The organism is Sporosarcina ureae (assembly GCF_002109325.1).
GTDB classification, from domain to species: Bacteria; Bacillota; Bacilli; order Bacillales_A; family Planococcaceae; genus Sporosarcina; species Sporosarcina ureae_C.
The window spans coordinates 2,004,896-2,018,285 of the sequence record NZ_CP015348.1; the positions used below are offsets into that span (position 1 = coordinate 2,004,896).

A 13,390-nucleotide genomic window follows, 5' to 3' on the forward strand; every position below is an offset into this window, starting at 1 on the left:
AAATCCCAAAAAAATATGATAGGATAGGTGACTTGACAAATGAGCACAATTCAGTCGAAATCAAGAGAAACTGACAAGAAATCAGTAAGCGAATTACGAAAAAATGGATGGATTCCTTCCGTAGTTTATGGTTACAAAACGGAAAGCACACCAATCGCAGTAAAAGAACGCGATCTTCTAGACACACTTCGTGAAACAGGAAGAAATGGCGTAATCAAATTGACTGTTGAAGATAAAGATGTAAACGTTGTACTAAACGATTACCAGTCTGACGTATTGACTGGTTTCCTTACACACGCTGACTTCTTAGCGATCAACATGACAGAAGAGCTTGAAGTAGACGTAGCAATCAACCTAGTTGGAACTTCTCCAGGTGAAAAAGAAGGCGGAACTGTTCAACAACCAGTATGGGAAGTTACAATCCGCGTAAAACCTTCTGATATTCCTGATCATATCGACGTTGATGTTTCTGAACTTCAAATCGGAGAAACGATTCTTGTTAGCGATATTCGCGACAAAGTGAAGTTTGAAATCCTAACTGAAGATGAAGTAGGATTAGTAACAATCTCTGCACCACGTACTGAAGCTGAACTAGAAGCATTGGATGAAGCTACTGAAAGCACTGAAGCAGAGCCGGAAGTAATCGGTGAAGATAAAGAAGAAAAATAAGTTACAAAATGGGCGCACGAGTGTAAACCGTGCGCTCCTTTTCTATGTATATATATCGTTTAGAAAAGGAAGAGAAAAACATGAAATTACTAATTGGTCTCGGAAATCCCGGGAAGAACTATGAAAACACGCGTCACAATATTGGATTTCAAGTCATTGATGAATTAGCTAAACGCTTTCAAGCACCAGCGTTCCAGCAAAAGTTTAATGGGCTATTTACAACTGTCCATACGTCTGAAGGTAAAGTGATTTTACTGAAGCCGATGACGTATATGAACTTGTCTGGAGAATGCGTTCGCCCTTTAGCGGATTATTTTGAAGTAAATGATGAAGAAATTGTTGTGTTATACGATGATTTAGATTTACCTGCAGGAAAGATTCGACTTCGACAAAAAGGAAGTGCTGGCGGCCACAATGGCATGAAATCGCTCATTGCACACCTAGGCACGTCTGAATTCAATCGTATCCGTATCGGTGTTGACCGTCCGACTGGTGGTATGAAAGTCGCTGACTATGTATTATCCCCGTTTAGCAAAGACGAGCAGCCATTGATTGAAGATGCGATACAAAAAAGTGCAGATGCTTGTGAAGAATGGACGACAAAAAAGACACCATTCCTCGAAGTGATGAATAAATTTAACGGATAAGCATAATACGGACACTCTTTGCCTATACTTTGAAAAAGGAAGGTGAAGAGAGTATGATCCGTTATTCTTGCAATCACTGCCAGACGGAAATGGGTTCCATTCCATTTGAATCAGCCAAGGAAACTATTAGTCAGTTAGACGACGCAGATAAAAGTTCATATTTATCCGTAGATCCGGATGGTGGCTTGCACATACGATGTATTTGTGAACACTGCGAGCAATCATTGCAGACGTTCCCGGATTATTACACCTTAAAGAAATGGTTACAATAAGTAACAGATGCTTTGGCGCTGATTGCCAAAGCTTTTTGTGCATAAAGTATTCTGAACGACATAAATAGATGCACTAATTTAATAGATAAGGAGGAGGAGTCGAGTGGGAGTAATAGAACAACTTTTTCTGGAAGAGAAAGAGATTCAAGGCTTGCTGAACGATTTAGAAGATGGACAGGATCAGCAGTTGATTACAGGTCTTTCAGGTGGTTCCAAAGCGATTTTCTTTAAATTAATTCAGCAGTCACTGACACGTCCTGTCTTGATCGTCTCACCCAATATGCTGCAGGCACAACGAACATATGAAGATTTAAGTAAATTGGTTAGTGATGAGCATATTCACTTGTATACAGCGGAAGAATTAGTTGCCGCAGACTTTTCATTCGCTAGTTATGAACTGCGTGCAGGCAGGATTGACACGTTAGATCACATGGCGCGTACAGGCAGTGGTATATATATCACGCCAGTCGCGGGCTTGCGCAAGTTATTGCCGTCAAAGGAGCGCTGGTTGGCGCACTATGTAACGGCTACGACAGATGACGAGATTGATATAGGGATTTGGCTCGAGAAGCTGGTATCCATGGGCTATATACGAAAAGACCTGGTGAGTGCACCGGGTGAATTTGCGTTGCGTGGTGGAATATTAGACGTCTATCCGCTGACGATGGCAGAACCTGTACGTATTGAGTTATTCGATACGACGATTGATTCGATCCGAACATTTTCGGCAGAAGATCAGCGTTCTACAGGTAAATTGAATTCAATTACTTTGTTACCAGCGACCGAATTTATCTGGACACCTGATGAATTACAACAAGTTTCACAAAAAGTGGAGCAAGCGTTGGGCGAAAGTTTAACTAAAATTAAAAGTGAAGAATTGCAACAGCAATTATTGATGACGATTATGCAAGATATAGGCATGATGAAAGATGGTATTGTGCCAGAAGCGATGAAGAAATACGCGTCATTTTCCTCTGAAGCAAGTGCGATGTTAACTGATTACTTGCCGACAAACGGTCTTATCATTTTTGATGAATTGGGCCGCATACAAGAATCGGTGGCTACGTTGGAGTCAGAAGAGCAGGAGTATCAGCTTTCGATGCTTGAAGACGGGAAAATGCTACATGATACGAAACTAGCGTGGAAATACGAACAAGTTCTTGAGGGTATTAAGCAGCAACGATTCTATTTATCATTATTTACCCGTGCGGTACCTGGATTTACTATTAAGAAATCTATTTCAATTTCTTGTAAGCCAATGCAACAATTCCATAGCCAGATGCCACTGCTGAAAAGTGAAATAGAACGTTGGAAGCAAGGTAAATATAACGTCTTTCTATTAGCTTCTTCAAATGAAAGAATGCATACGATCCAAGAGATTTTACGAGAGTATGATATAGAAGCAGTAATAGATGGTAAGCCTAGTAAAGAAGGTATGTTGTCGATTATAGAAGGGGATTTGTCTGCGGGATTTGAATTGCCGTTTCAGAAACTTGCGGTTATTACAGACGCAGAACTGTTTACAGGCAAGCCGAAACGTAAAGCACGAGCCCCTAAACTAACGAACGCGGAGCGGATCAAAAGTTACTCGGAAATCAAGCCAGGCGACTATATCGTCCACGTTCATCACGGTATTGGGAAATATTATGGCGTCGTTACACTTGATGTCAAAGGCATCCAGAAAGACTATTTAGATATTCGTTACCGCGGTGAAGATAAACTCTTTGTTCCTGCTGATCAGATTGATTTAATTCAAAAGTATGTCGCGTCCGGTGAAAAAGAGCCGAAGCTACATAAACTTGGCGGTACCGATTGGGTTAAAACAAAGCGCAAAGTGACAGCAGCCATACAAGATATTGCAGATGACTTGATCAAGTTGTACGCAAGGCGAGAAGCAGAAAAAGGATTTGCTTTTGGTGAAGACGATGATTTGCAACGTTCATTTGAAAATGCTTTCCCATATGAAGAAACGCAAGACCAGTTACAATCCATTGACGAAATCAAGAAAGATATGGAACGTATACGACCAATGGATCGACTGTTATGTGGGGATGTAGGGTATGGAAAAACGGAAGTTGCGATCCGTGCTGCATTTAAAGCGGTAACGAACGGTAAACAAGTGGCCTTTTTGGTTCCCACTACTATTTTGGCACAGCAACATTTCGAAACGATGAAAGAACGTTTCGCAGATTATCCTGTAACCGTTTCATTACTTAATCGTTTTCGCACGAAGAAAGAACAAGATGAAACGATCAAAGGACTGAAAGCGGGAACTGTCGATATTGTGATCGGAACACATCGATTATTGTCAAAAGACGTAGTGTATCAAGATCTTGGGCTTCTCGTTGTCGATGAAGAGCAACGTTTTGGTGTAACACATAAAGAAAAGTTGAAGCAGTTGAAAAATAACGTAGACGTCTTGACGTTGACTGCTACACCGATCCCAAGGACTTTGCATATGTCGATGATGGGCGTACGTGACTTGTCTGTCATTGAAACACCACCAGCCAATCGCTTCCCTGTCCAGACATATGTCATGGAACATAACGGTGGTTTGGTACGAGAAGCAATTGAGCGAGAGATGGGCCGCGGCGGACAGGTCTTCTATTTATATAATCGCGTAGAAGATATGGATCGCAAAGTGCAGGAAATCCGTGACTTGGTACCTGAAGCGCGTATTGCCTCTGCACACGGTCGTATGGGGGAAGCTGCCCTGGAAGCGGTGATTTTGAGTTTCCTTGAAGGGGAATTCGATGTGCTTGTTACGACAACCATCATTGAAACAGGAATCGACATCCCGAACGTCAATACGTTGATTGTTCATGACGCGGATCGGATGGGGCTATCACAGCTCTATCAATTGCGTGGACGGGTCGGCCGTTCAAACCGTGTAGCATACAGCTATATGCTCTATCAGCGTGATAAAGTGTTGACTGAAGTCGCGGAAAATCGCTTGCAGGCAATTAAAGAGTTCACTGAACTTGGATCTGGCTTTAAAATTGCGATGCGTGATCTATCCATTCGGGGGGCAGGAAATTTACTTGGCTCACAGCAACATGGATTTATTGATTCAGTCGGTTTCGATTTGTATTCGCAATTGCTACAGGAAGCGATAGAAGAAAGACAGACCGGTGTTGTCAAAGAAGACAAAGTGGATGTCGAAATTTCCTTGCCTATTAATGCATACTTGCCTGAAACATACATTCAAGATGGTTATCAAAAAATCCAAATGTATAAACGCGTAAAAGCGATTACGGACGATGAGGATTACTTGGAGCTCGTCGACGAGATGATCGACCGCTTTGGCGATATGCCATTTGAAGCTGACCTATTGCTACGCGTTGGACGCATGAAGGCTTGGGGACGTGATGCTGGCGTGGTCTCCATCAAAAATGTGCAAGGTATAGTAGAAATTCGTTTATCTGAAGAAGGAACAGCTCGTGCTGACGGCGCAAAACTGATGGAACGCTCGTTGAAGTTTGGCCATGCGGTTGGACTAACGATTGATAACGGACAAATTACTGTAACCGTGAATGAAAAGAAGTCCAATCAGTTCACAGAGTTCGATATGGTTGAAGATATGGTACACACGATGCAGGAAACGGCAAAGGAAGTTGAATCTTCGGATGCCTTGTAACACCTTGATTGCATAAAATGACCAATGTTGATGCATACTACTCTCAGAAATACATTTCATTTCGAGAAAGTGAGGCATTATACATGAAAGCAACGGGTATTGTCCGCAGAATTGATGACTTGGGTAGAGTTGTGATACCAAAAGAAATTAGAAGGACACTTCGCATTCGTGAAGGTGACCCTTTGGAAATATTCACCGATCGTGAAGGGGAAGTCATATTAAAGAAGTATTCACCTATATCAGAGCTTGGTGAATTTGCTGTGGAATATGCGGAATCACTTTACGAAACAATTGGTACGCCGGCGTTGATCAGTGACCGTGACGAGATGCTCGCGGTGGCGGGTCTTGCCAAGAAAGATTATATGAACCGCCAATTGTCACCCATTTGTGATGAGATTCTTAATGGTAGGTCCACTATCATGGAAAAACACGAAAAGACGGTCGAATGGGTGCCTGGTCAAGTGGAGCAGGTTAAATCCTATTGTATAGCACCAATTATTACAAATGGTGATGCAATAGGCGCGATCTATTTGCTGTCAAAGGTTCACTTTGTTGGTGAGGTTGAACAAAAGGCTGCAGAGACAGCAGCCAACTTCTTGGCAAAACAAATGGAAAACTAAGCGAGTTTGATAAATGTGTAAAATTTTTAATGGAAACTCACAGTAGATGTATCTACCGTGAGTTTTTTTATCGTCTAATTTATTGTTGGTTGAATGTTTTACATTATTTATAGATTGAGAGTACGTATAGGGTGGTCACAATACCTATAATTTATTAATGAAATATTGAAAACGATCGCATAAAAAACCTACATTACCCCAAATATATCTTCCGAAAGCTTCAATTTTTTTCTTCATTTAAAAAGTGAAATACTTCACATACTGACTGTATAATTCCGTTTTTAAGTATAAAATTTTTACGTGAAGGATTTCACAAAACCGCTTAGTGAAGGGCTTCACAAGCCATAAAATCAAAAGTGAAAAGTTTCACATACTACTAAAAAGGGCAAATGTCAAAACTTTTTTAACTTTTTTTAAAACCAGTATAAAACCTTTGACAAAGGGAATGTAACCGCTTACGAATTTTCAATTTTTTGATTTGAAAGAATATTGGTGCTTGTAATTGGTTTGCGTTTGCGCTTATAATCACTACCAACACGAAGGAACAATAAAAAAACCGGACAGGGAGAGCGATATTATGAACAGGAAGTATAAATCTTCTTTACACATGCATCAAATTCACAATGGAAAAATGGAAGTCGTTTCGAAAGTACCGTTAGAGAATAAAGAGGATTTGAGTTTGGCGTACTCGCCAGGAGTGGCTGAACCATGTGTAGAGATCGCTCACGACCCATCACTAGCGTATGAATATACAATTAAGGGGAATTTAGTTGCAGTTGTAACAGATGGAACGGCTGTACTTGGTTTAGGAGATATCGGCCCTGAGGCTGCTTTACCGGTAATGGAAGGAAAAGCACTATTGCTGAAGCAATTTGCAGGGATCGATGCATTCCCTATATGTCTGGATACAAAAGATGTGGATGAAATCGTTAATATTGTAAAAGCAATTAGCCCAACATTTGGTGCGGTAAATCTGGAAGATATCTCTGCTCCCCGTTGTTTCGAAATTGAACGTAGATTGCGTGAAGAATGTAGTATTCCAATTTTCCATGACGATCAACATGGCACAGCGATCGTAGTAGGAGCTGGATTGCTTAACGCATTGAAAGTAGTGGGGAAACTAAAAGAAGAAGTTAAAATCGTCTTGAACGGTGCCGGTGCCGCTGGAGTGGCGATTACAAAACTATTGTTGAGTATGGGCTTCGAAAACATTATTATGTGTGATTCAAAAGGAATTATTTATGAAGGCCGAGAGAACGCAATGAATAGTGTGAAGCATGAAATGTCACGCGTCACGAATCGAGAGAAGATTGAAGGTTCATTAGCAGACGCAATGAAAGGTGCAGACATTTTCGTTGGTGTATCCGTTGCAAACTTGCTAACGAAGGAATTGATTGCGCTAATGAATACGGATCCAATCGTATTTGGTCTTGCGAATCCAATGCCTGAGTTGAAGCCTGAGTTGGCTGAAGAATACGGTGTGCGCATTATTGCAACAGGCCGTTCCGATTATCCTAACCAAGTCAACAACGTCTTGGCATTCCCAGGAATATTCCGTGGAGCACTAGACGTTAGAGCGACGGAAATCAATGAAGAGATGAAGCTCGCAGCAACGTACGCGATTGCGGATTTGATCAAGGATGAAGATCTACGTGATGATTACATCATTCCGGATCCATTTGATGATCGTATTCCAACAATTGTTGCACATGCGGTAGGTAAAGCCGCCATGCGCTCAGGTGTATCCGTTGCAAAGGAACTGATTTTGCCCACACCCAGATGAAGATGAATAATGACCCGTCTTTCCTAACAAGTATAGGGAAGACGTTTTTTTATGGAGTGAGTGGATGAAAAGGATAGAGCGATGTTCGACTTTCGGGCTGAACTCTTTATCGAAGGCTTCCGAATTACTGATAACAGTCGGGCGCTCATTAATTCCTGCAACTGCTCATAGTTCATAGTTAGCCGCTCTATGGCGCCCGACTTCCGCTCTATCTACATGCGCGAGTGCTCTATCGTACTCCCTAAGCGATCATAAACACTGTGCAACCGCTCTAAGGTTTGTTCCTCTATGCGCCTAGCGCACACACGCCGGCCTCGTTGTGCACGTATAGTATGATAAAACCAAATAGGCTGGAGGGAGCGGAATGACTTGGCTACTGATCATAGGCTTTGCAATTTCATCTAGTATCGACAACTTTGGAGTCGGACTTTCTTACGGTGTACAGCGAGTTCGAATTCCACCCACTTCAAATGCACTCATTGCGGCAATTTGTTTCATTTTCAGTTTAATCGGCATCGTCTCAGGCGCATGGTTAGCTGTATTGTTACCAGGAATATTGCCTGATCTCATAGCGTTTGCTGTGCTCAGCACCATCGGAATACGCGTCATGGTGATCGCATTTCGTCAACAGAGAAAACATCAAGCGAATGTGTTCAGTGAACCCGAAAAAATGGACTTTGACGGTTCTTCGCATATTAGTCTGGGTGAAGCTTTGTTACTTGGGATTGCGCTTTCCGCGAACGCTTTGACGAACGGAGTGGGTGCGGGGCTTTTGGCATTATCACCGTTAGCTATCGCGCTGTCGGCGGCTGTGGGTAGTTACATCACATTATCGATTGGTGTAGGATTGGGCGCAAAACTGGCAGGTGTGCAAATTGGCAAGATGTCAGTTGGCCAGTTCGGGACATTCATGAGTGGTGTCATTATTTTATTGATTGCGGTCACACGCCTATTCTAATGAAATGGTATACTAGGAACCATCATCAAATGAAAGAGGCGCATATATGGCGTTGACTAAATGGAATATGAAGTCGTTTATGAAGGGTGCGTCGATTCTGACGATTGCCGCCGTCATTGTCAAAGTGCTGAGCGCGGTCTATCGAGTCCCTTTTCAAAACTTAGTTGGAGATAAAGGTTTTTATATTTATCAGCAAGTGTATCCGTTTATCGGAATATTTATTGTATGGACATCTTCAGGTTTTGCTGTCGCAGTCTCTAAAATGCTCGCAGAGAGTAAAGGTCCTGGAGAGTCACGCGGAATTTTACGAATATCGCTCGCTTATCTTCTCGCGTTATCAGTAGGGATTTTTCTATTGTTACGATCGGGATCATCTTTCTTCGCTGATTTAATGGGAGACCCTGCTTTGGCGCCTGTTTTGCAGACTGGAGCGTACATCGTGCTCGTGTTGCCATTCCTTGCTGTGCTGAAGGGCGTCTTTCAATCAGAGGGGCAAATGATACCTGTAGCCATCTCGAATGTCTCAGAGCAGCTGTTCAGGGTTGTGATCGTGTTGGCAGGTACGTGGATTGCGTTGCGTGCAGGATCTTCGCTTTATAAAGTAGGAGAAATTACGATGTGGGCCGCAGTGGCAGGAGAAGCGGTAGGTGTATTGATTCTAACAAGGTTCTTTCTACAGCGGGAGCGTATGGCGATAGCGACTGTAAAGCCGTGGCGGGTAATTAAAGATCTGACCAAAATCAGCATTGGTGTCAGTGCGAGTTCATTAATTTTATTGGTGTTTCAGTTAGTGGATTCTTTCACGATCTATAATGCATTAGTCGAGGCTGGTGTGATGAGTGAGACTGCCATGGAAATGAAAGGCGTCTATGACCGAGGACAGCCGCTTGCGCAAATGGGTATTTTACTTGCTTCTACATTAGCGTTAGCACTTGTTCCTTTAATTGCGCATCACGCATCCAAAAGGGACGGAAAAGGTGCATTGCCGTTTATAAGTCTGACATTCAGGACATCTATTTTATTCGGGTGGGCTGCGACAATAGGATTGGTTCTGGTACTGCCTTTCGTCAATGAAATGCTTTTCCAGACGCGAACAGGCTCTGTCGCGCTGATCATCTTCTGCATCCAGATCTTCTGGTTGTCGATTATTTTACCACTAACCGCTATTCTTCAAGGAAGCGGAAAAGTACGAGCGCCGTTATTACTCATGTTGCTTGGCATCGCAATCAAACTAACGACTACACCATGGATGGTACGACGATATGGAATTGAAGGTGCAGCCGCATCAGGTGCCATCGCGTTTGCGATCGTTGCCGTGTTATTGATCATCTATTTCAAAAGGTTTTGGAAGTTCCCGTTAGCACCGCGCCGTTTTTACGCCGTGTTGCTTATTGCAGGTGTGGCCATGACAGGAGTACTGATTCCGTGGATGTTCACCGCTGACTATTGGCTATTTGCTGGCCTGTCACCACGTATTAGCTCAACATTAACAGCCGTATCAGCTGTCGCAATTGGAGCGATCATATTTCTTTTCGTCGTCTTGAAATCACGTATAATGAAAGAAAAAGAGTGGTATTTACTACCTTTCGGAAAACGATTGGCGACTGCTCAACTATGGCTAACTAAAAATAGAAGGTGAATGATATGAATAAAATAACTGTGATCGGACTGGGCGCAAGTGATTTGGAACAATTGTCACTTGGCACGTATCGCCTATTAAAAGAAGCGGACCATCTTTACATTCGGACGGAAGAGCATCCCGTCGTTGCGGAGTTGCGTTTAGAAGGGGTAGAAATGGAAAGCTTCGATTCAATTTATGAAGCGAATGATTCATTTGAAGCCGTCTATCAGCAAATCGTCGACAAACTTCTTGAAATGAGTGCGCATCAGCCAATTACATACGCTGTGCCAGGACACCCGCTTGTGGCGGAACGTACAGTTCAACTATTAATTGAAAAAGAACGTACAGGTGAAATTGAACTTCATATCGCGGGGGGCAGCAGCTTTCTTGACCCGATTTTCACGGCACTCCGTATCGATCCAATCGAAGGGTTTCAGCTACTAGATGGCACGGACTTGAAACGTGATGATGTACGCATGGATCAGCACGTATTAATTGGACAAGTCTACGATGCATTCATTGCATCGGACGTGAAATTGTCTTTGATGGAGAAGTACCCTGACCATCATGTTGTGACCATTGTTACATCAGCGGGTTCCCAAGATGAAAAACTGACTGAAGTACCGTTGTTCGAGCTTGATCGCACAGTGACATTGAATAACTTGACGACAGTTTATGTACCACCCATTCTGGATAATGAACAGCGACTAAAAGAGTGGAGTTCATTTAGAGAGATCATTGCCATTTTGCGTGGACCGGATGGTTGCCCTTGGGATCGCGAGCAAACGCATGAATCATTGAAGCGTTATTTAATCGAAGAATCCTTTGAGTTGATTCAGGCGATTGATGAAGAAGATGATGACGCGATCATCGAAGAGCTAGGAGATGTATTACTACAAGTATTCCTTCATGCGCAAATCGGCGAAGATAATGGCTATTTTACGATGGAAGACGTACTTGAAACAGTCGCGGCTAAAATGATTCGTCGCCATCCACATGTATTTGCGCAAGCTAAAGCTGACACTACAGATGAAGTGTTAACGAACTGGCAAGCGATCAAGGACCAAGAGAAACCGCAAACATCTACGTTGTTAGAAGGACAAGAGCGATTGGCATCCTCTTTGCTGACATCTTATAATTATCAAAAGACCGCAGCCAAAGTAGGATTCGACTGGCCTTCTATACAAGGAGCTTTCGACAAGTTCCAAGAAGAGTGGCAAGAGTTTCAGGAAGAAGTGCATAACGGTGGAGTGGAGCAACAACTGGACGAGCTAGGAGATGTCCTATTCACTATCGTCAACATCGCAAGATTCCTCAAGATCTCACCAGAAGAAGCGATGTGGCATACCAATAAAAAGTTCAAATCCCGTTTTCAATTTGTGGAGCAGTCCGTTAAACAAGGAAGCGGCAGTTTTGAAGACTATACATTAGAGGAACTTGAAGAGTTCTGGCAACAGGCCAAACGAAAGGAAGAATCGAAATGAGACTAGATAAATTTCTTAAAGTATCTCGCTTTATCAAACGCCGTACACTCGCAAAGCAAGTGGCGGACCAAGGGAGAATTACGATTAACGGAAAAGTAGCCAAAGCTTCATCAGTCGTCAAACCGGGGGACGAGCTATCCATCCGTTTCGGTCAGAAAATTGTCAATGCTACAGTTAATGAGCTGAAGGCGTCTACTAAGAAAGAGGACGCGGCAGGTATGTACACGATCACAAGTGAAGAACGCTTGGAGAAAGTGGAGCCTGAATTTGTAGACGACGAAAATTAAAACTAATTAACGAAGAGACAGCCTGTAGTCGGGTTGTCTTTTTTAATAGCTAGACTAGGTAATGGGATTTGTACTTCAATTAAAAACAGCTTGTCATGTTTGGCCAAGCCCCTGCATATGATATGGGGAACGTACTAGAGAAGGGGGACGCATATGCAGATTCAAACAGACAGCTCGATGTATACTATTCCATCAGGAGACCACGTAGTGACGATGCGCAATCGCAAAAGAATGGACCTCACATCCGTGAAAACGATCGACCGCTTTGATCAGGAGGAATTTCTCGTTAGAACATCGCTTGGCGTACTGCAAATCCGTGGGGAGGAACTGCGTATTGTACATCTAGATGTGGACAAGGGCTTGCTAACACTTGAAGGCACAGTCCAAACTTTGCAATACGACGACGAAGAAGCAGGCTCACGCAATTTCCTCCATAAACTATTCGGATGAGCCTATCCGTCCAGTTCTTCAGTCTGTTGGCGATGATCGGGACAGGGATTGCTGGTGGAATTGTAATGGATTTATTCGGAACGATTGTCGCCGCGTGCGATAAACGTTCGTTCATTAGAAGATGGGCATTCTGGCTTGAGTGCATCATCTGGATTATGTTAGGGATTGGAGCCTTTTTGGTATTACTTATGGTACGTGACGGGGCATGGAGAATGTATGACCCCGTTGCCCAGGTCAGTGGCTTGTTATTGTACGCTGCCATCTTCCATCGTCCTGTCAGATTCGTAGGTAGACTACTGTTACTTGTGGTGCTTAGGCCGATTTGGCTCATCATTCGTCTTGTCTACCTGACGATTCAACGTATTGTCTATGTAATAGTCTCTATTTTGTCACTAATCATGTCTCCATTCACACGATTAATAAAGAACATAGGGAAATACCTTCAAAAAAATGCAGAGTACTATATAATAGAGTGCAATAGTAGAATTACGCCAGAAAGGTGTGTGCGCCATGAAAAAAACACAGAAGCCCTCAACTAAGAATGTAACATCGATCGATACAGACTATGTGCGCTCCATGCAAAAAAAAGAAAATTTTAAAAAAGCACAACAAAAACGTCTGCGTAATCGACTAGCTGTATTTTTTGTTATCGTCTGTGTAGTTGCTGGAAGTTTATTCAATATGAATGCTGGACAGAAAGAAATTCTGGCTGCCAAACATAAGGAAAAAGAACAAGCAACGGCTATACTAGAGGATTTGAAGGAACAGCAAGACCAACTGAATACGCAATTAATTCGTTTGGATGATGATGAGTATATTGCTAAACTTGCACGCAAGGAATACTTTCTTTCTGAGTCCAATGAGATCATTTTTTCCATTCCAGATAAGAAAAAAGTTTCTGGAAAAGAGTCCGAAAAAGAGTAGTCAAGTTGACACTCTTTTTTTGTTGGCTATAATATAAG

The 13,390-nt window shown here is 42.7% G+C and carries 13 protein-coding genes; all 13 read left to right on the top strand.

Translation table 11 applies throughout. From position 1 onward, the window contains the following. The first annotated feature begins 39 nt into the window (after window positions 1-39). The 13 genes from SporoP32a_RS09990 to SporoP32a_RS10050 all read left to right on the top strand — a co-directional run bounded on the left by SporoP32a_RS09990 (window position 40) and on the right by SporoP32a_RS10050 (window position 13,352). Window positions 40-669, top strand: a complete 630-nt coding sequence (locus tag SporoP32a_RS09990; RefSeq protein ID WP_085427758.1) for a 50S ribosomal protein L25/general stress protein Ctc — start codon at window positions 40-42, stop codon at window positions 667-669. An 80-nt stretch (window positions 670-749) separates the two neighbouring features. Beyond that, complete coding sequence (gene pth, locus SporoP32a_RS09995) at window positions 750-1,316, top strand: aminoacyl-tRNA hydrolase (RefSeq protein ID WP_085427759.1); 567 nt, start codon at window positions 750-752, stop codon at window positions 1,314-1,316. 53 nt (window positions 1,317-1,369) lie between these two features. Next, window positions 1,370-1,588 carry an anti-sigma-F factor Fin gene (locus tag SporoP32a_RS10000; protein ID WP_085427760.1) on the top strand — a complete coding sequence of 73 codons (219 nt, stop codon included), beginning with the start codon at window positions 1,370-1,372 and terminating at the stop codon, window positions 1,586-1,588. A 103-nt stretch (window positions 1,589-1,691) separates the two neighbouring features. Beyond that, window positions 1,692-5,225 (top strand): transcription-repair coupling factor, encoded by a 3,534-nt coding sequence (gene mfd / locus SporoP32a_RS10005; protein WP_085427761.1) that lies wholly within the window; start codon window positions 1,692-1,694, stop codon window positions 5,223-5,225. 83 nt (window positions 5,226-5,308) lie between these two features. After that, on the top strand, window positions 5,309-5,845 hold the full coding sequence (gene spoVT, locus SporoP32a_RS10010) for a stage V sporulation protein T (protein ID WP_085427762.1): 537 nt from the start codon (window positions 5,309-5,311) through the stop codon (window positions 5,843-5,845). Between the two features lie 577 nt (window positions 5,846-6,422). Then, complete coding sequence (locus SporoP32a_RS10015; protein ID WP_085427763.1) at window positions 6,423-7,628, top strand: NAD(P)-dependent malic enzyme; 1,206 nt, start codon at window positions 6,423-6,425, stop codon at window positions 7,626-7,628. A gap of 364 nt (window positions 7,629-7,992) precedes the next feature. Beyond that, complete coding sequence (gene ytaF / locus SporoP32a_RS10020; protein WP_085427764.1) at window positions 7,993-8,586, top strand: sporulation membrane protein YtaF; 594 nt, start codon at window positions 7,993-7,995, stop codon at window positions 8,584-8,586. 46 nt (window positions 8,587-8,632) lie between these two features. Continuing rightward, a complete protein-coding gene (locus SporoP32a_RS10025; protein ID WP_085427765.1) occupies window positions 8,633-10,225 on the top strand; it encodes a putative polysaccharide biosynthesis protein in 1,593 nt (530 codons plus the stop codon). A 5-nt stretch (window positions 10,226-10,230) separates the two neighbouring features. Further along, a complete protein-coding gene (gene mazG, locus SporoP32a_RS10030; RefSeq protein WP_085427766.1) occupies window positions 10,231-11,691 on the top strand; it encodes a bifunctional methyltransferase/pyrophosphohydrolase YabN in 1,461 nt (486 codons plus the stop codon). Beyond that, window positions 11,688-11,978: an RNA-binding S4 domain-containing protein gene (locus tag SporoP32a_RS10035; protein WP_085132328.1), complete on the top strand. Its 291-nt coding sequence runs from the start codon at window positions 11,688-11,690 to the stop codon at window positions 11,976-11,978. The genes mazG and SporoP32a_RS10035 overlap by 4 nt, the downstream gene beginning before the upstream one ends. A gap of 153 nt (window positions 11,979-12,131) precedes the next feature. After that, window positions 12,132-12,428 (top strand): sporulation protein YabP, encoded by a 297-nt coding sequence (gene yabP / locus SporoP32a_RS10040; RefSeq protein WP_029054884.1) that lies wholly within the window; start codon window positions 12,132-12,134, stop codon window positions 12,426-12,428. Continuing rightward, window positions 12,425-12,967 carry a spore cortex biosynthesis protein YabQ gene (yabQ, locus tag SporoP32a_RS10045; protein WP_085427767.1) on the top strand — a complete coding sequence of 181 codons (543 nt, stop codon included), beginning with the start codon at window positions 12,425-12,427 and terminating at the stop codon, window positions 12,965-12,967. Before yabP ends, yabQ begins: the two co-directional genes overlap by 4 nt. Next, a complete protein-coding gene (locus SporoP32a_RS10050; RefSeq protein ID WP_085427768.1) occupies window positions 12,939-13,352 on the top strand; it encodes an FtsB family cell division protein in 414 nt (137 codons plus the stop codon). The genes yabQ and SporoP32a_RS10050 overlap by 29 nt, the downstream gene beginning before the upstream one ends. Window positions 13,353-13,390 lie beyond the last annotated feature (38 nt).